The sequence below is a fragment of the Pseudomonas sp. RL_105y_Pfl2_101 genome, assembly GCF_963970585.1.
GTDB lineage: Bacteria > Pseudomonadota > Gammaproteobacteria > Pseudomonadales > Pseudomonadaceae > Aquipseudomonas.
In genome coordinates, this window is sequence record NZ_CAXAPG010000002.1 from 123,037 (window position 1) to 146,636 (window position 23,600).

The 23,600-nt window shown below is 61.1% G+C and carries 19 protein-coding genes; 5 read left to right on the forward strand and 14 right to left on the reverse strand.

What is annotated here, in order from left to right; translation table 11 throughout:
* Positions 1 to 82 precede the first annotated feature (82 nt).
* The 3 genes from AACY31_RS03245 to zwf are packed head-to-tail and all read right to left on the reverse strand — an operon-like array spanning position 83 to position 2,935.
* The gene (locus tag AACY31_RS03245) at positions 83 to 748 is read right to left on the reverse strand and encodes a bifunctional 4-hydroxy-2-oxoglutarate aldolase/2-dehydro-3-deoxy-phosphogluconate aldolase (RefSeq protein ID WP_339475947.1); all 666 of its coding nucleotides are present in this window, start codon (positions 746 to 748) and stop codon (positions 83 to 85) included.
* A 17-nt stretch (positions 749 to 765) separates the two neighbouring features.
* Positions 766 to 1,479, reverse strand: a complete 714-nt coding sequence (gene pgl / locus AACY31_RS03250; protein ID WP_339475949.1) for a 6-phosphogluconolactonase — start codon at positions 1,477 to 1,479, stop codon at positions 766 to 768.
* Positions 1,466 to 2,935, reverse strand: a complete 1,470-nt coding sequence (gene zwf / locus AACY31_RS03255) for a glucose-6-phosphate dehydrogenase (protein WP_339475951.1) — start codon at positions 2,933 to 2,935, stop codon at positions 1,466 to 1,468. The genes pgl and zwf overlap by 14 nt, the downstream gene beginning before the upstream one ends.
* 196 nt (positions 2,936 to 3,131) lie before the next feature.
* Between zwf and AACY31_RS03260 the strand changes: the two genes are divergently transcribed.
* Positions 3,132 to 3,992: a MurR/RpiR family transcriptional regulator gene (locus AACY31_RS03260; protein ID WP_339476465.1), complete on the forward strand. Its 861-nt coding sequence runs from the start codon at positions 3,132 to 3,134 to the stop codon at positions 3,990 to 3,992.
* Positions 3,993 to 4,132: 140 nt separating this feature from the next.
* Here AACY31_RS03260 and AACY31_RS03265 read toward each other — a convergent pair whose 3' ends face one another.
* From AACY31_RS03265 to edd, 11 genes are all read right to left on the reverse strand, one after another.
* On the reverse strand, positions 4,133 to 4,987 hold the full coding sequence (locus AACY31_RS03265; protein ID WP_339475954.1) for a D-hexose-6-phosphate mutarotase: 855 nt from the start codon (positions 4,985 to 4,987) through the stop codon (positions 4,133 to 4,135).
* 302 nt (positions 4,988 to 5,289) lie between these two features.
* Complete coding sequence (locus AACY31_RS03270) at positions 5,290 to 6,636, reverse strand: carbohydrate porin (protein WP_339475957.1); 1,347 nt, start codon at positions 6,634 to 6,636, stop codon at positions 5,290 to 5,292.
* A gap of 127 nt (positions 6,637 to 6,763) precedes the next feature.
* Positions 6,764 to 7,924: an ABC transporter ATP-binding protein gene (locus AACY31_RS03275; RefSeq protein WP_339475960.1), complete on the reverse strand. Its 1,161-nt coding sequence runs from the start codon at positions 7,922 to 7,924 to the stop codon at positions 6,764 to 6,766.
* A 2-nt stretch (positions 7,925 to 7,926) separates the two neighbouring features.
* Positions 7,927 to 8,772 (reverse strand): carbohydrate ABC transporter permease, encoded by an 846-nt coding sequence (locus AACY31_RS03280; RefSeq protein ID WP_339475962.1) that lies wholly within the window; start codon positions 8,770 to 8,772, stop codon positions 7,927 to 7,929.
* The gene (locus AACY31_RS03285) at positions 8,765 to 9,673 is read right to left on the reverse strand and encodes a carbohydrate ABC transporter permease (protein WP_339475964.1); all 909 of its coding nucleotides are present in this window, start codon (positions 9,671 to 9,673) and stop codon (positions 8,765 to 8,767) included. Before AACY31_RS03285 ends, AACY31_RS03280 begins: the two co-directional genes overlap by 8 nt.
* A gap of 173 nt (positions 9,674 to 9,846) precedes the next feature.
* Positions 9,847 to 11,148, reverse strand: coding sequence for an ABC transporter substrate-binding protein (locus AACY31_RS03290; RefSeq protein ID WP_339475966.1), 1,302 nt, complete (start codon positions 11,146 to 11,148; stop codon positions 9,847 to 9,849).
* Between the two features lie 116 nt (positions 11,149 to 11,264).
* The gene (locus AACY31_RS03295; protein WP_339475969.1) at positions 11,265 to 12,524 is read right to left on the reverse strand and encodes a D-mannose isomerase; all 1,260 of its coding nucleotides are present in this window, start codon (positions 12,522 to 12,524) and stop codon (positions 11,265 to 11,267) included.
* 228 nt (positions 12,525 to 12,752) lie between these two features.
* Positions 12,753 to 14,222, reverse strand: coding sequence for an ATP-binding protein (locus tag AACY31_RS03300; protein WP_339475972.1), 1,470 nt, complete (start codon positions 14,220 to 14,222; stop codon positions 12,753 to 12,755).
* Positions 14,212 to 14,943, reverse strand: coding sequence for a response regulator transcription factor (locus tag AACY31_RS03305; protein WP_339475975.1), 732 nt, complete (start codon positions 14,941 to 14,943; stop codon positions 14,212 to 14,214). The genes AACY31_RS03300 and AACY31_RS03305 overlap by 11 nt, the downstream gene beginning before the upstream one ends.
* Positions 14,944 to 15,062: 119 nt before the next feature.
* Positions 15,063 to 16,022, reverse strand: a complete 960-nt coding sequence (locus tag AACY31_RS03310; protein ID WP_339475977.1) for a glucokinase — start codon at positions 16,020 to 16,022, stop codon at positions 15,063 to 15,065.
* Positions 16,019 to 17,845, reverse strand: coding sequence for a phosphogluconate dehydratase (gene edd, locus AACY31_RS03315; RefSeq protein ID WP_339475979.1), 1,827 nt, complete (start codon positions 17,843 to 17,845; stop codon positions 16,019 to 16,021). The genes AACY31_RS03310 and edd overlap by 4 nt, the downstream gene beginning before the upstream one ends.
* Positions 17,846 to 18,075: 230 nt before the next feature.
* Here edd and gap point away from each other — a divergent pair, with 230 nt between their 5' ends.
* From gap to AACY31_RS03335, 4 genes are all read left to right on the forward strand, one after another.
* Positions 18,076 to 19,077 carry a type I glyceraldehyde-3-phosphate dehydrogenase gene (gap, locus tag AACY31_RS03320; RefSeq protein WP_339475982.1) on the forward strand — a complete coding sequence of 334 codons (1,002 nt, stop codon included), beginning with the start codon at positions 18,076 to 18,078 and terminating at the stop codon, positions 19,075 to 19,077.
* Between the two features lie 177 nt (positions 19,078 to 19,254).
* Positions 19,255 to 19,776, forward strand: coding sequence for an RNA polymerase sigma factor (locus AACY31_RS03325; protein WP_339475984.1), 522 nt, complete (start codon positions 19,255 to 19,257; stop codon positions 19,774 to 19,776).
* Positions 19,777 to 19,874: 98 nt separating this feature from the next.
* A complete protein-coding gene (locus AACY31_RS03330; RefSeq protein WP_339475987.1) occupies positions 19,875 to 20,837 on the forward strand; it encodes a FecR family protein in 963 nt (320 codons plus the stop codon).
* 119 nt (positions 20,838 to 20,956) lie between these two features.
* Positions 20,957 to 23,551, forward strand: a complete 2,595-nt coding sequence (locus AACY31_RS03335; RefSeq protein WP_339475989.1) for a TonB-dependent receptor — start codon at positions 20,957 to 20,959, stop codon at positions 23,549 to 23,551.
* Positions 23,552 to 23,600 lie beyond the last annotated feature (49 nt).

The following is a 23,600-nucleotide window of genomic DNA, read 5'->3' on the forward strand; positions in this document are numbered from 1 at the left end:
AAAAAACCGGGCAAAAAAAAACGGCGCGCCGACCAAGCGCACCGTAAAACCGTAGAACACCCAACGAGGTTCGGTAAAACAATCAGTCCAGCAGTGCCAAGGCCTCGGCGGTGCATTCCTGAATGCGGGCCCAGTCGCCGTTCTTGATCCACTCAGGATCAAGCATCCAGCTTCCGCCCACGCACATCACGTTTTTCAACGCCATGTAGCTCTTGATGTTGGCCGGGCTCACGCCGCCAGTCGGGCAGAATTTCACTTCGCCGAACGGGCCACCCAAGGCCTTGATGGCCGCGACGCCGCCGCTGACTTCAGCCGGAAACAGTTTGAAGCGGCGATAGCCCAGGCCGTAGCCTTCCATGATGCCCGAGGCGTTGCTGATGCCGGGCAGTAACGGGATAGAGCTGTAGACGCTGGCCTCGAGCAGATCACGGGTGATGCCCGGGGTGACGATGAACTGCGAACCGGCAGCCTCGGCGGCGTCCAGCATCTGGCGGTCGAGCACCGTGCCGGCACCGGTCACCAATTCAGGACGCTGCTCGCGCAGCACCTGGATAGCCTTGAGGCCGTATTGGGAACGCAGTGTCACTTCCAGCGCCGTCAGGCCACCGGCAGCCAGGGCATCGGCCAGCGGCAGGATGTCCTGTTCACGGGCGATGGTGATCACTGGCAGAATCCGCGCCTTGGCGCAGAGGCTGTCGATCAGGGCAACTTTGTCCGCCATGGAAACGGTCGGGGATGGGTTTGTCATAGCGGCTGATCCTTGGTTCATGGGCACCAGTAAATCTCTAACGTAGGTTGCAAAAACGCGCGGATCGGCATTTCGGCGACATCGTCTCCCGCCACCGCAGCGTTCAGGGTGGTCAATTTCGACTGACCGGAAATCGACAGCACTTTGTGTTGCGCCGAAGCCAGCAAGGCACGGCTCATGGTCAAGCGCTGGTGCGGCACGGTCGGCGCCAGCATCGGCCAGCAACGACGTGTGCCGTTAGCGTCCAGGGCCTGGGCCAGGTTCGGGCTGTCAGGGAACAGCGAGGCGGTGTGCCCATCATCGCCCATGCCCAATACCAGCACATCGATCAGCGGCAGCTCGGCCAGCAGACGATCGGCCTGCTCGGCAGCTGCTTCCAGGTTGGCGCTGGCGCTGTAGAGGCTCAGGAACTGGGCCTTGGCCGCCGCGCCTTGCAGCAGGTAACGCTTGAGCAGGCCGGCGTTGCTGTCGGCGTGCTCAACCGGTACCCAGCGCTCATCGGCCAGGCTGACCACCACGTTGGACCAGTCCAGCGCCTGCTTGGCCAGGTGCTGGAAAAACGCCACCGGGCTGCGGCCACCGGAGACCACCAGGGTCGCCGCACCGCGCGTCTCGATTGCATTGCGCAACTGCTCGGCCACTTTCAGCGCCAGGCCTTCGGCCAGCACCACCGGGTTCTTGAACTCATGGGCGCTAACGCCCTGCGGCAGTTTCACTTCAGATATCGCCATACCATGACCTCCCATCCCGCGTGATCAGTGCAATGGAGCTCATCGGCCCCCAGGACCCGGCCGCATACGGCTTGGGCGCATCGCCGGATTTCTTCCACCCGGCGATCAACTGGTCACACCACGTCCACGCGGCTTCAATTTCATCTTTACGGACAAACAGGTTCTGATTGCCGTTCATGACCTCCAGCAACAACCGCTCGTAGGCATCGGGAATACGTGCGCTGCGATAGGTATCGGAGAAGTTGAGTTGCAACGGACCGCTGCGCAATTGCATGCCCTTGTCCAGGCCCTGCTCCTTGGTCATCACCCGCAAGGAAATCCCTTCGTCCGGTTGCAGGCGGATGATCAGCTTGTTGCTGATCTGCAAACGCTGCTCGGGCGCGAAGATGTAGTGGGACGGCTCCTTGAAGTGAATGACGATCTGCGACAGCTTTTGCGGCATGCGCTTGCCGGTACGCAGGTAAAACGGCACCCCGGCCCAACGCCAGTTGCGAATGTCGGCACGCAGGGCGACGAACGTCTCGGTGTCGCTCTGGGTATTGGAGTTGGGTTCTTCGAGATAGCCAGGCACTGCCTTGCCCTCGCTGTGGCCGGCGATGTATTGGCCGCGCACCACCTGGGTGGTCAGGCCTTCCGGGCTGATCGGCGCCAGGGCCTTGAGCACCTTGACCTTCTCGTCACGGATGCTGTCGGCGGACAAATCAGCCGGTGGGTCCATGGCGATCAGGCACAGCAACTGCAACAGGTGGTTCTGGATCATGTCCCGCAGTTGGCCAGCCTTGTCGAAATAACCCCAGCGGCCTTCGATACCGACCTTCTCGGCCACGGTGATTTCCACGTGGGAAATGTAGTTCTGGTTCCACTGGGTTTCGAACAGGCTGTTGGCGAACCGCAGCGCGATCAGGTTCTGGACGGTCTCTTTACCCAGGTAATGGTCGATGCGATAGGTACGGTTTTCCGGGAAGAACTGTGCCACGGCGTCGTTGACCTTGCGCGAAGACTCCAGGTCCGAGCCGATGGGCTTCTCCAGCACGACACGGGTGTTCTCGCTCAAACCAACCTTCGCCAGGTTCTCGCAGATCGCCCCATACACCGCCGCTGGGGTGGCGAAATAGGCAATGACCTGCTGGGCCGAACCGGCTGCTTCGGCCAAGGCGACGTAATCGTCGGCCTTGAGGAAATCCACGTGCAGGTAGGTCAATCGTGCCAGGAAGCGCTCGAGTACGGCTTCGTCCAGGTCTTTTTCACCGACGTAGCGACGCAGTTCGGCGGCGATGAATGCCAAGTGCGGCTGCTCGCTGCCGGGTTCACGGGCCAGCGCGATGATCCGCGTGTCCTCGTGCAACAATTGGGCGCCATCAAGCTGATACAGGGCAGGAAAGAGCTTGCGCAAGGCCAGATCGCCCAACGCGCCAAATAGGGCAAAGGTGCACGGTTCAACCGTAATCGAAGGCATGATGTTTGTTCTTTTATCAAGTTAAACTACAAATACCTTTTTTCAAGGCATCACTCAAGGAAAAATGTAGTAATAACCACAACATTTTTCGAAAATACCGATTCCGAGTGGTGGTCCGTCGGAGCCATCAGTAGGATAGGCCACCGCAAAGGGTCGTATCAAAGACCCGTCTTCCTAGGAATCTTGTATGGACCGCGTGCGAAATTTACTGGAACAGATCCAGAGTCGCCTTGAAGACCTGAACAAGGCCGAACGCAAGGTGGCCGAGATCATCCTGCTCAACCCGCAGCAGGCGACCCGCTTCAGCATCGCCGCCCTCGCCCAGGCGGCTTCGGTCAGTGAACCGACCGTCAACCGTTTTTGCCGTTCGTTCGGCGTCAGCGGTTACCCGGAACTCAAGTTGCAACTGGCCCAAAGCCTGGCCAGCGGCGCTGCGTATGTGAGCCGTGCGGTGGAGGCCGACGACGACCCGGAAGCCTACACCCGGAAAATCTTTGGCAGTGCCATTGCCTCATTGGACAGCGCCTGCCAGGCCCTTGATCCCAATTTGATCAGTCGCGCCGTAGACCTGCTGATCCAGGCCCGGCAAATCCACTTCTTCGGCCTCGGCGCCTCCGCCCCGGTGGCGCTGGATGCCCAACACAAGTTTTTCCGCTTCAACCTGGCGGTAACCGCGCACGCCGACGTACTGATGCAGCGCATGATCGCGTCGGTGGCCCATACCGGTGAACTGTTCGTGATCATTTCCTACACCGGCCGCACCCGCGAACTGGTGGAAGTGGCGCGCATCGCCCGGGAAAACGGCGCATCGGTGCTGGGCTTGACTGCCGAAAACTCGCCACTGGCCAAGGCCAGCACCCTGAGCCTGAACATTCCACTGCCCGAAGACACTGATATCTATATGCCGATGACCTCACGGATCATCCAGCTCACCGTACTGGATGTGCTGGCCACCGGCATGACCCTGCGTCGGGGCGTGGACTTCCAGCCGCACCTGCGCAAGATCAAGGAAAGTTTGAACGCCAGCCGGTATCCGGTGGGGGATGAGTTCAACTGATCCGATTCAGGGTTTTCGGCGCCCGATAACCCCTCTTCGCGAGCAAGCCAGCTCCCACAGGGTTTTTGTGAACACCCAAGATCCATTGTGAGGGCGGGCTTGCTCGCGAAAGGGCCAGCCGCCACACCCCACATCCTGAATCAAGCCCCCACTCGCGCCTGCAAACTCAGATGCGCCCGCTCCCCCGGTGCCAGGCACAGGCTGTCGGTGCCGCCACTGGCCGCTTCGACGCAGACGAATTCGCAGACCTCATCCCAACTCACCCCCAGCAACGGCCGCGCACCGGGATGCCAGACCACGGTGTCGGCGCTGGCGCCGGTGTCGATGCACAACTCACGCTGCCAAGCGTGGTCCTTGAGCTGCAACTCTCCCTCATGCTGGAACACTCGCTGGCAACCACCCTCGACCCGTAACTCGCCTTCCTGCTGGCAAATCGCACGGTTCAACTGGTCATAGCCTTGGGCGCCTTCGAGGCCAGACAGCGCTACCTCGCCGACATCACCAATACGCCAATAGGCGTGCAGCGCCTGGCTCAACTGGCACGGCAGGCTGTCCTGATGCTCGGTGCTCAAGCGCAGCTCCATGCGCTCACCCAGGTCTGCATGCAGGTCCACTTGCCAGTCGCACAACTGCAGTTGCCAGTGCAAATGCACACCGTCTTCATCGCTGCGGCTGTCGAGCAGTTTCCAGTCGATCAACCGCGCCCAACCGTGGGACGGCCAGGCGTTTTCACTGGGATGACGGCCATACCAAGGCCAGCACACCGGCACCCCGCCGCGTATCGCACCGACTTGCGGCCACTTGGCTGCACACCACAACCAGGGCTTCTGGCCTTTGGGCTGAAAATGTAGCAACTGTGCGCCCTGACGACTGAACACCGCTTGGCACAACGGGTGATCGATCAGCAACACATCGCGCTGCTGATAGCGCTCCCACGCGAACACCGGGCGCTCGCGCAAGGATCTGAAAAAGCGTTGTAGCGGATGCTCATGCATGGGCCGCGGTCCTGGAAATCATTGAATACCCAACTTTGGACGACACTTCTTTTTTGTGGCGAGGGAGCTTGCTCCCGTTCGGTTCTGTAGGAGCTGTCGAGCGAAGCGAGGCTGCGATCTTTCCACAGCCCATTGAATCGAGAGCGAAAGATCAAACTCAAAAGATCGTCCGAACGCGGCCCGAGCCTTCGCCAGCTCCTACAGAACCCAGCGAGAGCAAGTCCTGCGCTCCCCAAAAAAAAGCGGACAGCCTTGGCTGTCCGCAAATATGCGCACATAGAGAGGAGCTTATCGCAACAGCGTTAGAACACCGACTGAATTTTCAGGCCGGCCACCAGCGCGTTGTCGACTTCATCCACACCACCTGGGTGAGTGATGTATTGCAGGTTGGGACGCACGGTCAGCCAGTTGGTCACGTGGAAACCGTAGTTGATCTCGTAGTTGTACTCGGTGCCACGCAACGGCGCGAACAGTGGATCATCGTAGTCGCTGACGCCATTGGCGGCGTTGACCAGTTCGGCGTTTTTCTTCACGTCTTCGTTGACATGGATACGGGAGAAACCGATCCCGACGTCATCTTTAGGACGCGCATCGAACGGCCCTTTGTACACGAACATCAGCGACTGGTAGTTGTCGACGAAGTTGGTTTCCTTGTCGTGGAAGGTGGCGTTGGCGGCGATGTTCAGACCGCGCGAAGCGTCACCGTTGTGGGTGGTGAGCTGTTGCTGCGCCACGAACCAGTAGCCGTCCTTGCTGCTGTGGCTGCGATAGGCGTTGCCGGTGGTCGCGGCGTCGTTGCCATCGTCGTCCTTACGGACGTCATCTGCCTTGGCCGTACTTTTGTAGTAACCGATACGGTACTCGCCCGGCAGACTATTGAGCTTGGGCGACCAGACCAACTCGATCGGAATGAGAGTGCCCTTGGTGCCACTGCCGCTGAGTTTATAGCGGTTTTTGTTTTCCAGTTGCGAAGGGTTCTGGTTGTAGGCACCGATCTGCGCGTAGAGCTCAGGCGTGAGGTTGTACTTGACGCGAATCGCCGCCTGCATGATCGGCCAGTTGTACCAGATGCCGGTTGCCCAGTTACCCGCTTGGGAACCGCAAAACGCCAGGTTCTGGAACTCGCACGGGAAGGTGTTGAAGTCTTCGCCTGGACCGTAATAACCGGCTTTGACATCCAGCTTACTGTCGAAATACTTTTGCTGGATCCACAACTGGGTCAGACGGGTGGTTTGCCCACGACCCCAGACTTCCTGGGAAGAACTGAGGGTACCGGCACGTGGATCGCCGATACGGTCGTTAGAGATGTTGCGACCATCACGCCGGGTGAACTGAATCTTGGCCGTTGTGTCGCCCCAGCCCGCCAGTTTTTCCAGGTCCAGCGCGACGCCCAAGCCAAACTGCTGGGACCAACGCGCCGTCTTGTCATCGTTGTAACCGCCGTCGAGGTTGGCGCCCATCTCACCGACGAAGTCAGCCTTGATATCGATACCTTGTTCGATCAGCTTGGTCCGCTCGCCCCCCCAGTCACCCGTCATCCACTGCGAATCGGCGCTGAACGCGTCGGCAGCGTGTGCGCTACCGGCCAGCATCATCGCCGCAACGGCTGATAGCTGGCAGATAAGCTGGGCGTTGTTTTTCTTCTTCATCCCTACATCCTCGTCTTTATTGTTATTAACTGTTTTTATCTAACGCGGTTTACAACGATTGCGGCGGATGTCCCCATCCACCGCATACTCCTTGCTGTGGAAGCAGGCCTGCTCCCCCATCTGTTCTTCATCGGCCTTTGAACTGCGCCACGTTCGCCGACCGGGCATCTGCCTGCGGCTGACCGGCCACGCCCAGGCGTTCACCGGACTGAGCGTCGAACAGCAGCACTTTCGACGGATCGAATTGCAGCGTCAGGGTCTCCCCGACTTGCGGCGCCACGTCCGGCGCCAGGCGGCAGCAGACCTTGGTGTCGTTGAGATTGACGAACACCAGGGTGTCCGGCCCGGTAGGCTCGGTGACCTGGACTTCGGCGCGAATGGTCGGCAAGCCATTGGACTCGCTGCCCGCCAGCATGATCTGCTCCGGGCGCATACCCAGGATCACCTCACGGTCTTCCAGGCCGGCGTCCTGCATGCCCATCGGCAGTTCGCAACGGGCCTGGCCACTGTCGAGCAGCGCCAGCAGGCGACCGTCCTTGCGTTGCAGGCGCAGTGGGATGAAGTTCATCGGTGGCGAACCGATGAAACTCGCCACGAACAGGTTGGCCGGGTTGGTGTAGATGTCTTTCGGCGTACCGAACTGCTGGATGATCCCGTCCTTCATCACCGCCACTTTGTCGCCCAGGGTCATGGCTTCGATCTGGTCGTGGGTCACGTAGACCGTGGTGGTCTTCAGGCGCTGGTGCATCAGTTTCATTTCGGTACGCATCTCGACCCGCAGCTTGGCGTCGAGGTTGGACAGCGGTTCGTCGAACAGGTAGATCTTCGGCCGCCGCGCCAGTGCCCGACCCATGGCCACGCGCTGTTGCTGGCCACCGGAAAGCTGGCCGGGCTTGCGATTGAGCAGGTGTTCGATTTGCAGCAGCTTGGCCACGCGGGTGACTTCTTCGTCGATGGCGGCCTGGTTCATCTTGCGAATTTTCAGGCCGAACTCGATGTTCTCGCGCACGCTCATGGTCGGGTACAGCGCGTAGGACTGGAACACCATGGCGATGTCACGATCCTTCGGGCTCATGCCGCTGACATCCTGATCACCGATCATGATCGCGCCACCGGTGATGGTCTCAAGGCCCGCGATGCAGTTCATCAGCGTCGACTTGCCGCAGCCCGAAGGCCCGACGAGAATCAGGAACTCACCGTCCTTGATCGACAACTCGATGTTCTTCAGGGTGTCCGGCAGGCCGGCACCATAGGTCTTGTTTACGTTGCGAAGTTCAAGCGTTGCCATGATTACCCCTTGACTGCGCCGGCCGTCAGACCGCGCACGAAATACTTGCCTGCGACCACATAGACCAGCAGGGTCGGCAGCCCGGCGATCATCGCCGCCGCCATGTCCACGTTGTATTCCTTGGCCCCGGTACTGGTGTTGACCAAGTTGTTCAGCGCCACCGTAATGGGCTGCGAGTCACCGCTGGAGAACACCACGCCGAACAGGAAGTCGTTCCAGATCTGCGTGAACTGCCAGATGAGGCAGACCATGATGATCGGGGTGGACATCGGCAGGATGATCCGCCGGAAAATGGTGAAGAAACCCGCGCCGTCCAGCCGCGCCGCCTTGACCAGCGCATCGGGAATGCTGACGTAGTAGTTACGGAAGAACAGCGTGGTGAATGCCAGGCCGTAGACCACGTGCACGAACACCAGGCCGGAAGTGGTACTGGCCAGGCCCATTTTGCCGAGGGTGAACGAAGCCGGCAGCAGGACAGTCTGGAACGGCAGGAAGCAACCGAACAGCAGCAGGCCGAAGAACAACTGCGAGCCTCGGAAGCGCCACATCGACAACACGTAGCCGTTCAAGGCACCGATAGCCGTAGAGATCATGACCGCCGGCACAGTGATCTTGATCGAATTCCAGAAGTAACCGTCGACCGCCGCCCAGGCCTTGACCCAACCGATACCGCTGACCACGGTCGGCCAGCTCAGCAGGTTGCCGGTACTGATGTCCTCCGGCGTCTTGAAGCTGGTCAACAGCATGACCACCAACGGCACCAGGTAAAGCAGTACGGCGAGGATCAGTACCGCGTAGATCGCGATGCGACTCAGGCTGATGGAAGGTTTAGTAGCGAGACTAGTCATGACGCTTGGTCCTCAGCTCGGAGTACAGGTAAGGCACGATGATTGCGAGAATCGCACCGAGCATCAGGATTGCACTGGCCGAGCCCATGCCCATCTGACCGCGACTGAACGTGAAGGAATACATGAACATGGCTGGCAGGTCGGAGGAATAACCCGGGCCGCCGGCCGTCATCGCCGCCACCAGGTCGAAGCTCTTGATCGCGATGTGCGCCAGGATCATCACGGCGCTGAAGAACACCGGCCGCAGGCTCGGCAGCACCACTTTCCAGTAGATGCGCGGCATGCTTGCGCCATCGATCTGCGCGGCACGAATGATCGATTGATCGACACCGCGCAGGCCGGCCAGGAACATCGCCATGATGAAGCCCGAGGCCTGCCATACCGCTGCGATCACCAGGCAGTACACCACGCGATCCGGGTCGATCAGCCAATCCAGGCGGAAGCCTTCCCACCCCCAGTCACGCAACAATTTGTCCAGGCCCATGCCCGGGTTGAGCAGCCATTTCCAGGCCGTACCGGTGACGATCATCGAGAGCGCCATCGGGTACAGGTAAATGGTGCGGATGAAACCTTCACGACGAATGCGCTGGTCAAGGAACACCGCCAGCAACACGCCGATCACCAGCGTGATACCGATGAACAGGCCGCCGAACAGCGCCAGGTTCTTGCTTGCCACCCACCAGCGGTCGTTGTCCCACAACCGGGCATATTGCGCCAGGCCTGCCCATTTGTAGTTGGGCAAGAACGTCGAAGTGGTGAACGACAGGACGAACGTCCACAAGATATAGCCATAGAAGCCCACCAGAACGATGAACATGCTCGGCGCCAGCACCAGTTTTGGTAGCCAGCGCTGCAACACATCGAACGGCGAGGCCTTGCTGAACACAGCAACAGAACTCATGGGAAGATCCAAAACAAGGTTACAAGGACATCCCTTTGTGGGAGCAAGCTTGTGTGGGCGCTGCGCTTGCTCGCGATGAAGGCACCTCGGTCTTTCTAATGACCGCGTCATCGTTCATCGCGAGCAAGCCTTGCTCCCACAGTCTCGCCCCCACATGGGGACTGCGGCGCTAATTACTTGGCAGACTGGACCGCTGCGCCCAGTTTCTTGGCAGCATCGGCAGGGTCGGCTTTCGGGTCGTTGATGTAGTTGGTCACCACATCAAAGAACGCCCCCTGTACGGCCAGCGTGGTCGCCATGTTGTGCGCCATGCTTGGCTGTAGGCCGCCGGACTTGGCGTCCGCCAGGAAGTCCTTGGCAGCGGTCTGTGCGCAGGAATCGAAACCGTACTTGGCCATGTCGCCCAGCATGTCGTTACGCACCGGGATCGAGCCCTTGTTGATGCTGAAGACTTTCTGGAAGTTCTCACCCAACACGACCCTGGCGATGTCCTGCTGGCCAGCCGCGGTGCCATCGTCCTTCTGCTTGAACACCGCCAGGGAGTCGATGTTGTAGGTGAAGGCCTTGTCGGTGCCCGGGAAGGCAACGCACTCGTAGTCCTTGCCGGCGACTTTCTTCGCCGCGGTCCATTCGCTCTTGGCCCAGTCACCCATGATCTGCATGCCGGCCTTGCCGTTGATGACCTTGGCCGCTTCCAGGTTCCAGTCCTGCCCTTTACCGTCAACGTCCATGTAGGTCGCGATTTTCTTCAGCTCGGTCAACGCCTTGACCATGTCCGGCCCGGTCAGTGCCTTGTTGTCCAGGTCGACCAAGGCCTTTTTGTAGCCATCGGCGCCCATGACCGAAAGCACCACGGCTTCGAACACGGTGCTGTCCTGCCAAGGCTGGCCACCGTGGGCAAGCGCGATGAAACCCGCGGCCTTGAGCTTGTCGCCCGCCGCGTAGAATTCTTCGAGGGTGGTCGGAGCTTTTTCGATGCCGGCTTTCTTGAAGACTTGCGGGTTGATCCACAGCCAGTTGACGCGGTGGATGTTCACCGGCACGGCAACGTAGTCACCTTCGTACTTCACGGTATCGGAGACTTTCTTATCGAGCAGGCTGTCCCACTTCTCTGCTTTGGCAACGTCTTTCAGCACGTCGGTGTCGAGCAGCCCGGTGGACGCCCATTCCTGGATGTCCGGGCCCTTGATCTGGGCGACACCCGGTGGGTTGCCGGCCACCGCACGGCTCTTGAGCACAGTCATGGCAGTGGAACCACCACCCCCGGCGACAGCGCCGTCCTTCCAGGTAAAGCCGTCTTTTTCTACCTGGGCCTTGAGCACATCGACCGCGGCTTTTTCGCCACCCGACGTCCACCAGTGGACGACTTCCACGGAACCTTTGGATTCAGCGGCAAGGGTAGTGACAGGGAATGCTGCGACGGGAAGCAAGGAAGCAAGAGAAATGACAGTAGCGAGGCGAGAAATCGCATTCATCTAGAATTACCTTTCTTGTTGTTATGCATGCAAGTCTGGTGCTTGCGCTGCATAGATTCTAATCAGAGGGAATCCCTTCGCAGGTAACGAAGGGACGTGTAAATGTCACGACATGGTTACACAGGCGAAGCGCTGGATAACCGCGCCAGGGCTGACGCCATGCTCGGTGCCAGGGGCAGGCGCGGAATCAAGACCGCCTGCCAGGCGTGATACAGGTCCGGCTTGCCCGGCCAGATGTCGGCGCTGGGGCAATTCTGCGGATCGAGTTCGTGATGCCAGCTGCCGTTGCAGCGGTCGATGAAATGTTTGTCACAGAACTCCCAGAAGCGCCGGTACCAGGCTTCGTACTTCGCCTCGTCGGTGCGTTTGAGCAAGGCGCTGGCAGCAGCCGCCGCTTCGGCGTGAACCCAGTGCAGGCGATGGCGAACCACGGCGCGGTTGTCCCAATCCAGGGTGTAGACAATGCCCGGCGCACCATCGACGCCCCAGCCGTGGTGGCAGTTCTGATCGAAGAGTTTTTGTGCGTCCTGGGCCAGCCAACCCGGGGTCAACATGCCGATCTGGACCCGTGCCGCTTCAAGGTGCAGCAGCAGTCGCGCCCATTCGAAACCGTGGCCTGGGGTGGTGCCATAGGGGCGAAAACCATCGGCAGGATTGTCCTGGTTGTATTCGCGCAGCGGCTGCCAGTGGCGATCGAAGTGCTCCACCACCAAGTAGTCATTGGTGGCGGCATGGCCGTGGATCACCCGTTCGACGATGTGCAGGGCGCGGGTCAGCCAACGTGGGTCGTCGGTGACATCGGCCAGGGCGAGGAAGGCTTCGGTGGCGTGCATGTTGCTATTGGCGCCACGATAGGCCTCTTCCTCGCTCCAATCGCGGTTAAAGGATTCGCGCAGCGCCCCCTCTTCTTCGCTCCAGAAATGCTCATCGATGATCCGCACCGCCTCATCCAGCAAAGCCTGGGCGCCGGGACGCTGGGCCACCACCGCGGAACTGGCCGCCAGGGCAACGAATGCATGCAGGTAGGCCGCCTTGCCCGCGCCGTCTTCATCAGGCCGCGTCGTGGCAAACCAGCCACCGTGCTCGGCGTCGCGCAAAGGGCCGCTCAGCGCCTGGACGCCGTGGTCTACCAGCTCGGCAAAGCCCGGCAGGCCCTGGATGTGGGCCATGGCGAAGCTGTGGGTCATGCGCGCAGTGTTCATGGTCTCGGCCTGGGCATCGGCCGGCAGATGGCCACGCTCGTCCAGGTTGCCAAAGCCGTCCGCCAGCTTCGATGCCTGGGCGAACGCCAGCAGCCGCAAGCCTTCGTCGGCAAGCCATTGCTGATGGGCAGGGGCATTCAGCCAACTGCTGAAGGCCGGTTGGAAGGTGTCCATTGGGTGGTACCTTTTTTCTTGTTTTGACGCAGGGAGTCTAAACAAGGGATGGCGAGGGGCAGGTAACGAAAGGGGCGAGTTATGTCACCGAGTTGTGACATTTACCTGGGAGAGGCGTTGAGGCTACTGGCGCCATCGCGAGCAAGCTCGCTTGTACAAGGAGATCGGTGTTCCATGACACCCACTGTGGGAGCGAGCCTGCTCGCGATGAACGATAACGCGGACCGATCAATCGACACTGCGGGGCAACTGCAACGTCACCCGCAAACCGCCTTCACGCAGGTTCTGCAAGCTCACTTCCCCGCCATGGCTGTGGGCGATGTTGCGGGCGATGCCCAGGCCCAGGCCATAACCTTGCTGTTGCCCGGCGAGGCGGAAGTGCGGTTCGAAGACTTGCTCCAGGCGCTGTTCCGGCACACCGGGACCTTCGTCGTCGACGTGCAGGATGAACGCGGCTTCATCGTCATCGATGTGCAGATGGGCGTTCTGCCCGTATTTCAAGGCGTTGTCGATCAGGTTGCCGATGCAGCGTTTGAGGGCCAGCGGCTTGCCGGGATATGGCGCCAGCGCCCGGCCATCCTGAGTCACCTGGCCGTTGCCGTTGGGCGCCAGGTAAGGTTCGACCAGGCAATCGAGCACATGGTTGAGGTCCACCGGCTCGATGTTTTCGTGGATGTCGGTGTCCTTGACGCATTGCAGCGCGCCTTTGACCAGCAGTTCCAGCTCATCCAGGTCACGACCGAACTTGGCCTGCAGGTTCTCGTCTTCCAGCAGCTCGACCCGCAGCCGCAATCGGGTGATCGGTGTGCGCAAGTCGTGGGAGATCGCGCTGAACAACTGGCTGCGTTCCGTCAGGTACCGACTGATGCGTTCGCGCATGGCATTGAACGCCCGCCCCACCTCCACCACTTCGCTGCCGCCGCCCTCGGCCACTGGCTCCACTTCGGCGCCCAGGGACATGTCTCGCGCGGCCCGGGCCAGACGCTTGAGCGGCCGGCTCTGCCAGTGCACCAGCAAACCGATGAACAGCAACAACAAGCTGCTGGTGAGCACAATGAAACCGACCTGTTGCTTGGGCAGGCCTTGCTCTTCAAGGCTGGTGTAGGGTTCGGGCAGCAGCGAGGCGATGTACAGCCATTCTCCCGGCGCCATCTGGATCTGCGTGACCAGCACCGGAGGGTTCACCGGTTCCAGGGTCAAGGCGTAGTGAGCCCACGAACGGGGCAGTTCATCGAGTTTGAGCCCAGCATTGAAAATCCGCAGGTCATCGGGGCTGACGAACGTCACCGAGATGTCGGCGCTACTGCCCAACGAGCGACGCAGCACATCGTCCACCGCCTTGAGCACCGCCAGTTTGCGCGGCGTGACCGGCAGCACATCCATGCCCAGGGGCTTGTCGTTGAGGGTGACGACAAACCGCGTGCCGCCCATGCTGCGCAACTGGTCCAGCACCAATGGCCGGTACGCCACCGGCAGAGAACGCAAATAACTGACGCTGGCGGTCATCGAATGGGCCAGGCTGCGGGCGCTGGTGACCAGGCCTTCGAGCTGGGTGGCGCGCAGTTGCGCGACCCAGATCAGGCTCGACAAGGTCTGGGCGAACAACACCACCAGCAACGTCAGCAACAGCATCCGTCCTAGCAACGAGCGCGGCACCGGCACCCGTCGGGCGACTTTTTTGAACCCGTCAATGACCATTGCTGGCAACCACACTGGCCGCCAGTTGATAACCGCTGCCACGCACCGTGCGAATCAGCCGCGGCGGCTTGTCGGTGTCACGCAGGCGCTGGCGCAGACGGCTGACCGCCATGTCGACGATCCGATCCAGGGGCATCAACTCACGACCACGGGTCGCATTGCCGATGGTGTCGCGATCGAGGATTTCCTGGGGATGATCGAGAAACAACTTGAGCAGGGCGAAATCGGCACCGGAGAGAATCACCTCTTCGCCGTCGGCGTGAAACAGCCGATGGCTGACCATGTCCAGCCGCCATTCATCGAAGGCCAGCACTTCGCCGCCGGAGCGTTCCTGGCCAAATTGCGCCCGACGCAGCAGCGCCTTGATGCGCGCCTGCAATTCACGCGGACTGAAAGGCTTGCCCAGGTAATCATCGGCGCCCAACTCAAGGCCGATGACCCGGTCGGCCTCGTCGGAACTGGCGGTGAGCATGATGATCGGCACATGGGCCTGGCGTGGGTGCTGACGAACCCAGCGGCAAAGGCTGAAGCCGTCTTCATCGGGCAGCATCACATCGAGGATCACCAGGTCGCTCGGCGCATCGTTCAGCGCCTGGCGAAACCCGGCGCCGTCGGGTGTGGTCCGCACCTGGAAACCCGCACGACTGAGGTAGGTGTCCAGCAGTTCGCGAATCTCCTGGTCGTCGTCGACCAACAAAATCGATTTGTTCACTGAACTCACGGGCCTCGTCCTTGTTGTTTGGATGGGGGCGATTATGCCTGATGGATGAGGACTACAAACACACTACCCCCCTTGTGAGAGCGGGCTTGCCCGCCCCACAAGGGGTCGTATTTCAAACTTCAAGCGTGCGCCGACTGCTCCAACGCCACACCCGCGCCCATCAGGCCGGAGTACGGCGCGGTCACCAGCCAGACCGGAATGCCCTTGAAGTAATCGCTCATGCAGCCCTTGTCGGCGAAGCAGCGGACGAAACCACTTTCGAGGAAGAAATCGGCAAACCGCGGGACCACGCCCCCGACGATGTAGACACCGCCGCGCCCGCCCAGCGTCAACACATTATTGCCGGCCACACGCCCCAGCCAGCGGCAGAACTGCTCGAGCACTTCGAGGGCAATGGGGTCGCCAGCCAGGCCGGCGGCAGTGATGGATTCGGGGGTGTCGAGTACCGGCACATGGCCATCCACCGCGCAAATGGCCCGGTACACCCGAGGCAACCCGCTGCCACTCAGGGCGGTTTCGGCGCTGACATGGCCGATTTCGTTGTAGATGTGCTGCCACAGCTGGGTTTCCCGCGGGCTGCTCATGGGCAGGTCGACATGGCCGCCCTCCCCCGGCAACGCCGCGAAACGGCCTTCGCCCAAGTCCAGCAACGTACCAACGCCCAACCCGGTGCCTGGGCCGATCACCACTGCCGGGCGCAACGGCTCCGGGGTGCCTTCGCACACGACCCGGTATTCATCGGGATGCAAACGGGTCATGCCCAGGGCCATGGCCGAGAAGTCGTTGACCAGCACCAGCTTCTCCACTTGCAAGGTCTGGCAGAACGCCAGGTTGCTCAGGCGCCAATGATTGTTGGTAAAGCGAAACTCATCGCCGCTCACGGGACCGGCCACCGACAGGCACACCGAACCGACGGCGCCCGGCTTCAGGCCCAAGCCGTTCAGGTACACCTGGATGGCATCTTCCGGGCAGGCATAATCGGCCGTTGCCAGCACCTGAATGTTTTCCAGGGTGTGGTTTTTCCACAGCGCAAAGCGTGCGTTGGTCCCACCGATGTCACCGACCAAAGCCAGTTTCAATTAAGCGTCTCCAGGGCAGAAGTGAAGGCGCTGGCGCCCTGCTCCGCGGAGCTGAAGGCCATGCGCATGAAACCGAACAGCTCGCGACCGGTGCCGATGTTGTTGCCCAACAGGCCCTTGGCCGGCGTGCGCGCGGCGAATTCCTCGGCGTCCACCTTCAATTCCAAGGTGCCTTTGACGCCATCGACACGGATGATATCGCCCTCCTGCACCCGGGCCAATGCACCGCCGACATAGGCTTCGGGGCTGACATGAATGGCCGCCGGGATTTTCCCCGACGCGCCAGACATGCGCCCGTCGGTCACCAGCGCCACTTTGAAGCCACGATCCTGCAGCACGCCGAGGAACGGCGTCATTTTATGCAGCTCGGGCATGCCATTGGAGCGCGGCCCCTGGAAGCGCATCACCGCGACAAAATCTTTCTCCAGCAGGCCAGCCTTGAATGCATCGGCCAGGTCCTGCTGATCCTGGAACACCATCGCTGGCGCTTCGACAATCTGGTTTTCCAAGGCCACGGCGGAGACCTTCATCACCCCACGGCCCAAGTTGCCTTCCATCACCCGCAGGCCGCCTTCAGACGAGAACGCGCGAGCCACTGGGCGCAGGATGTTTTCGTCAAGACTTTCGATCGGGCCGTCGCGCCACACCAGCTCGCCGTCCTCGAGGAACGGTTCCTGGGTGTAACGGCTCAGGCCGTGACCGAGCACGGTGTTGACGTTTTCGTGGAGCAAACCGGCTTCCAGCAATTCACGGATCAGGAACGACATGCCGCCCGCCGCCTGGAAGTGGTTGATGTCAGCCTTACCGTTCGGGTAGACGTGGCTCAGGGTCGGCACCACCTCAGAGAGGTCGGCCATGTCCTGCCAGGTCAGTTGGATACCCGCCGCCATGGCGATGGCCGGCATGTGCAGGGTGTGGTTGGTGGAGCCGCCGGTGGCATGCAACGCGACGATGGAGTTGACCAGCGAGCGTTCGTCGACGATTTCGCCGATAGGCATGAAGTTGCCGCTTTGCTTGGTCATGCGCGTGACCTGGAACGCCGCTTCACGGGTCAGGGCATCGCGCAGTGGCGTATTCGGGTTGACGAACGAGGCGCCCGGCAAGTGCAGACCCATCACTTCCATCAACAACTGGTTGGTGTTGGCGGTGCCGTAAAAGGTACAGGTGCCGGGGCTGTGGTAGGACTTCATCTCCGATTCCAGCAGCTCTTCGCGGGTGGCCTTGCCTTCGGCATAGCGCTGGCGCACGTCGGCTTTTTCCTTATTGGAAATGCCCGAGACCATCGGCCCGCCTGGCACGAAGATCGTCGGCAAGTGGCCGAAGCGCAGCGCGCCCATCATCAGGCCTGGGACGATCTTGTCGCAGATGCCGAGCATCAGTGCGCCGTCAAACATGTTGTGGGACAGCGCCACCGCCGTGGAGAGCGCGATCACTTCGCGGCTCGGCAGACTCAGTTCCATCCCCGCCTCGCCCTGGGTCACGCCGTCGCACATCGCTGGCGTGCCACCGGCGAACTGGCCGACCGAGCCAATCTCGCGCAGGGCTTTCTTGATCTGTTCCGGGAAGGTTTCGTAGGGCTGGTGGGCCGAAAGCATGTCGTTATAGGACGACACGATGGCGATGTTGGCGGCGTTCATCATCCGCAGGTGATGCTTGTCTTCGGTGCCGCAACCCGCCACGCCGTGCGCGAAGTTGGCGCATTGCAGCTTGCCGCGCATCGGACCGTCGCTGGCTGCATCGTGGATCAATGCAAGGTAAGCCTGACGCGTGGCGCGGCTGCGGGCGATAAGCCGTTCGGTGACCTCAAGAACGCGGGGATGCATGTGTAGAACTCCAGGCTAACGGGTGTGGCGACCTGATTGTCTATGCTGATCAAAAGCCCACTGCACGCTGTGTAAAAGGCGAGACGACAGACGGTTTTTGACCATTCGGACCAGTTGATTCAGGTCACTCGTTGTAGATAAAACAAAATATTGCCATTAAAAAGGCTTGTTTTCTATTTTTATGCGAATAATCTTGTAATTCCAACAACAAATCGACGGCGGCGCATTTAATGACTCTTCGAATCGCAATCAATGGTTTTGGCCGCATCGGCCGCAACGTCCTCCGTGCACTGTATACCCAAGGCTATCGTCGCGACCTGCAGATCGTCGCCATCAACGACCTGGGCGACAGTGCAATCAATGCCCATCTGCTCAAGTTCGACACCGTCCACGGCACGTTCGATGCTGACGTGCAGCATGATCACGAAAGCCTGACGGTCAATGGCGACCGCATCTCTGTCAGTGCCATCCGCAATCCGGCCGAACTGCCCTGGGCGGCCGAGAAGATCGACGTCGTTTTCGAATGCACCGGCCTGTTTACCGACCGTGCCAAGGCAGCCGCGCATCTCAGCGCCGGTGCCCGCAAGGTGATCATTTCGGCTCCGGCCAAAGGCGCCGATGCCACCGTCGTGTATGGCGTGAACCACGATATCCTGCGCCAGTCCCACCAGATCATCTCCAACGCTTCGTGCACCACCAACTGCCTGGCCCCTGTGGCCCAGGTGCTGCACCGCGAACTGGGCATCGAAAGCGGCCTGATGACCACCATCCATGCCTACACCAACGACCAGAACCTGACCGACGTCTACCACAGCGACCCGTACCGCGCCCGTTCGGCTACCCAGAACATGATCCCGAGCAAAACCGGCGCCGCCGAAGCGGTGGGCCTGGTGCTGCCGGAGCTGGCGGGCAAGCTGACCGGCATGGCGGTGCGTGTACCGGTGATCAACGTGTCCCTGGTGGATCTGACCGTGCAACTCAAGCGCGAAGCCTCGGCCGAAGAAGTCAACGAACTGCTGCGCCAGGCCAGCCAGCATTCGAAGGTCCTCGGCTACAACACCCTGCCGCTGGTCTCCAGTGACTTCAACCACAATCCGCTGTCGTCGATCTTTGACGCCAACCACACCAAGGCCAGCGGCAAGCTGCTCAAGGTACTGGCCTGGTATGACAACGAATGGGGCTTCTCCAACCGCATGCTGGATAACTGCCTGGCGTTGTGTAACGCCGAATAATGTTCGGCACCGTAGGAGCTGCCGCAGGCTGCGATCTTTTCAGGCTCAATTGAATCGCGAGCGAAACATCAAGATCAAAAGATCGAAGCCTGCGGCAGCTCCTACGAGGAATCAGCGCTTGACCAAAAGAGTAGATGATAAGCATTATCATCTACTCGAACCGGATCGGGCCCTACCGTGAGTCAATCGCGCTTTCATCACGTCTTCCTCGCCCAGCGCACGCCGCTGCTGCGCACCCTCGAGCGCATGGTCAGCAACCCCAGCACTGCCGAAGACCTGCTTCAGGAAACCTACCTGCGCGTCACCCGCGCACTGGGCGAACGCACGGTCGAGCACCTCGAACCCTTTGTTTTCCAGACAGCCCGCAACCTCGCGCTGGACCATCTGCGTGCCCGGCGCATCCAGTCGCGGAGCGTGCTGGATGACGTACCGCCGGAGGTCGTCCACAACGTCGTCGCCCCCCAGAGCAGTGCCGAGGACGCCGCCCATGCCCAACAACTGCTTGAGCGCCTGAACGTCAGCCTCCAGGCCCTGAGTTCGCGACAGCAGCAGATTTTCATTCTCAGCCGCCTGCAGGGTCACAGTTACCAGCAAATCGCCGAACGCCTGGGCGTGTCCCTGAGCACCGTGCAAAAGGAACTGAAACTGATCATGGCGATCTGTGTGGGAGTGGCTGAACGCAGCCACGGCGAGCAGTGACCCGCCCCACGCTTCAGGCCATAAGCTGCGTACACGCTTGCCACTTGCTGCATACAGCTTGTAGCTTGAGCCCGTGCCGCTAATACCGAGAACCCACTGTGACGGACAATCACCGCTCTGCCGAGCCCACTGTGACGCAGGAAACCGCCCATGCCATGGAGCAGGCGCTGGACTGGCTGATCCTGCTGGACAACCCCAGCGAGGAACAGACGCGGCAGTTCCACGCCTGGCTGGCGGCCGATCCACGCCACGGCGAGGCGTTCGCCCGGGCCCAGTCGATCTGGAACGGCCCGCAGGTGATGGAAAGTGCCCGCCGACTTGAAGCCACGTCCAAGGTCTCCGTGCTGTCGCGCCTGCGCGCCCACTGGAAACCCCTGGCCACCGCCGCCGTGCTGTTTCTCGGCCTGTTCAACTTCAGCGACCTGCCCCTGCGCTTGCAGGCCGACCACCTGACCGTGGTCGGTGAGCGCCAGCGCTTGCAGTTGGAGGACGGCTCCAAGGTCCTGCTCAACACTGATTCGGCCTTCTCCAGCACGTTCAACGAACAGCGGCATGTGGCGCGCCTGTACAAGGGCGAGGCATTTTTCGAAGTCCCGGGCAACCGTAACCTGCCGCTGGAAATCGATGCCGGCCCGGTCATGGCCAGCGTCAGCGACACCACGTTCGCCGTGCGTTACCTCGACGGCGTGGCCCAGGTCCAGGTGCAGCGCGGCGACGTGGACCTGCGGGCCACCCGCAACGACGCCCATGTACGACTGTCGGCCGGCGAAAGCATCCGCATCGGCCCCAACGGCTTCGACCACCCGGCCCGGCTCGATGCCAACACTGACCTGGCCTGGGTCCAGGGTCGGCTGGTGTTCGAAAACCGGCCACTGAGCCAGGTACTGGCCGAGCTGCGACGCTATTACCCCGGCTGGATCATCAACAGCAACGAACAGTTGGCCAACGTTGCCGTGACCGGCAATTACCGCCTCGACCAGCCATTGGACGTGGTCCGTTCGCTAGCCAATATCACCTCGGCGCAGCTTCAGGAGTTCCCGGCGCTGGTCATCTTGAACTAAATGAGAATTATTTTTACTCGATAGGCTCCGCTGATTCGTCTCGTTATAGTCAATGCAATTGATTCGCATCCAGCGATGTGAATCTGCACCTATAACAGATGCGACACGGAGCGCTATCGATGTCCTCTCGCCTTACTTGCCGGTTTCTTGCCCCTTCTTGCACGCTGTCACTGCTCACCGCCGCCCTCCTGATGGCCGGCACTGCGCCGCTCGCCCTGGCCGCCACCACCGTACAACCCGCTGCACGTAACATGGGCGACTACACCTTTGCCATCGCCCGGCAGCCACTGGTCTCGGCCCTGAATGCCTTCACCACGGTCACAGGCTGGCAGGTCGGGATGTCGGCGGAACTGGCCGCAGGTGTCGCCTCGCCAGGGGTGAACGGCTCGCTGTCACCTGAAAAAGCCCTCTCGCGCCTGCTGGTGGGGACCAACCTGAGCTACCGCAAGCTGGGCGACAACAACATCATCCTGGAAAAACGCAGTGCTGGCAGCGCGCTGGAGTTGCAACAGGTGACCATCAGCGCCACCCGCCAGGAACAGGACATCACCAGCGTACCGAGCACGGTCACGGTCCACGACCGCCAGGAACTGGATCGCAACAACGTCAATACCCTCAAGGACCTGGTGCGCTATGAGCCGGGCGTATCGGTGGGCGGCGCGGGCCAGCGCGGCGGTATCAGCGGCTACAACATCCGCGGCATCGACGGCAACCGGATCCTGACCCAGGTCGATGGCGTGGAAATTCCCGGCGGCTTCTTCAACGGGCCTTACGCCAAGACCCAGCGCAACTACGTCGACCCGGAAATCATCAAGCGCGTGGAAATCCTGCGCGGCCCGGCCTCGGTGCTGTACGGCAGCAATGCCATTGGCGGTGCCGTCAGCTACTTCACCCTCGATCCGGACGACATCATCAAGCCGGGCGAGGACGTTGGCGCCCACCTGAAGACCGGCTACAGCTCCGCCGATGAGAGCTGGCTCAAGTCCGCCACGGTGGCCGGTCGCAGCGGACAGTTCGACGGTCTGTTGCACTACAGCCAACGCGACGGTCATGAAACCGAATCCTACGGCAGCCACAACGGCACCGGCCTGGACCGCACCGCGGCCAACCCGGAAGACGTGCGCGCCAACAACGTGCTGGCCAAGCTCGGCTGGAACTACAGCGATGACGCACGCCTTGGCCTGGTCTACGAGAAATACAAGGACGACCGCGACACCGACCTGAAAAGCGCCTATGGCGGCCCCTACTCCAACGGCCGCCCCACGATCCCCTCCTCCATGCTGCCCGGCGGCATGTACCAGTGGCGCACCGGCAACGACACCATCACCCGCGAGCGTTTCGGCCTGGAGCACAGTTTCGCCCTCGACAGCCTGCTGGCCGATCACATCAAGTGGAGCCTGAACCACCAGGTCGCCAAGACCGATGAGAGCACCGCCGAGTTCTATTTCCCCATCACCCGCCAGGTCCTGCGCACCCGGGAGACCCTCTATGAAGAGAAACAGTGGGTCTTCGACGCGCAACTGGACAAGGCCTTCAGCGTCGCCGACACCGATCACGCGCTGACGTACGGCACCACCCTAAAGCAACAAAAAGTCACCGGCTCGCGCAGCGGCAATGGTGTGTGCCTGGCGATCGGTGCCGGTTGCTCCGCGGTAGGCGCCATCAGCACCCGGGACGTGCTGGCAAAAGCCAGTGATTTCCCGGACCCGACCATCAACACCTACAGCCTGTTCGCCCAGGACCAGATCAGTTGGAACCGCTGGACCTTCACGCCAGGCCTGCGCTACGACTACACCCGGCTCAAGCCGCACCTGACCGAGGAGTTCCTCAACGCCGTGAACCCTACCGGCGGCGGTACAGTCAGCGACAAGAACAAGACCTGGCATCGCGTCTCACCGAAGTTCGGCGCGACCTACGCCCTGAGCGATGAGTACACCTGGTACGGCCAGTACGCCGAAGGTTTCCGCACACCGACCGCCAAGGCCCTGTACGGTCGTTTCGACAACCCCAGCGTCGGCTACAGCGTAAAACCCAACCCCGATCTGGAACCGGAAAAAAGCAAGAGTTACGAGACCGGCCTGCGCGGCCGTTTCGATTCCGGCTCGTTCGACGTGGCGGTGTTCTACAACAGGTACCGCGACTTCATCAACGAAGATGCCATCACCCCCGGCGCCGACCAGTTGACCTTCCAGAGCAACAACATCAAGCACGCCACCATCAAGGGCGCCGAAGTCAAGGGACGCCTGGACCTGGACGTGTTCGGCGCACCGAAGGGCTTGTACACCCAAGGCTCGGTGGCCTACGCGTACGGTCGCAACGACGACACTGGCGAACCGCTCAACAGCGTCAACCCGCTGAGCGGCGTATTCGGCCTGGGCTACGACCAGGACCGCTACGGCACTTTGCTCAGTTGGACCCTGGTCAAGAAAAAGGACCGCGTCGACGACAGCAACTTCAACTCGCCCGATGGCGTGAGCAGCCAGTTCAAGACACCGGGCTTCGGCATCCTCGACCTGAGCGGTTTCTACAAGGTGACCGACGACCTAACCGTCAGTGGCGGTCTCTACAACCTCACCGACAAGAAGTACTGGCGGTGGGATGACGTGCGCGGCTACGACAGCGTCGGCGAAGCGGCGGTGCTGAGCCCCGCCAACCTCGATCGCCTGACCGCGCCAGGGCGTAACTTCGCGGTGAACCTGATCTGGGATATCTGACGGCTCTGCACCGTAGAAGCTGTCTGCCGTAGGCGCTGTCGAGTGCAAC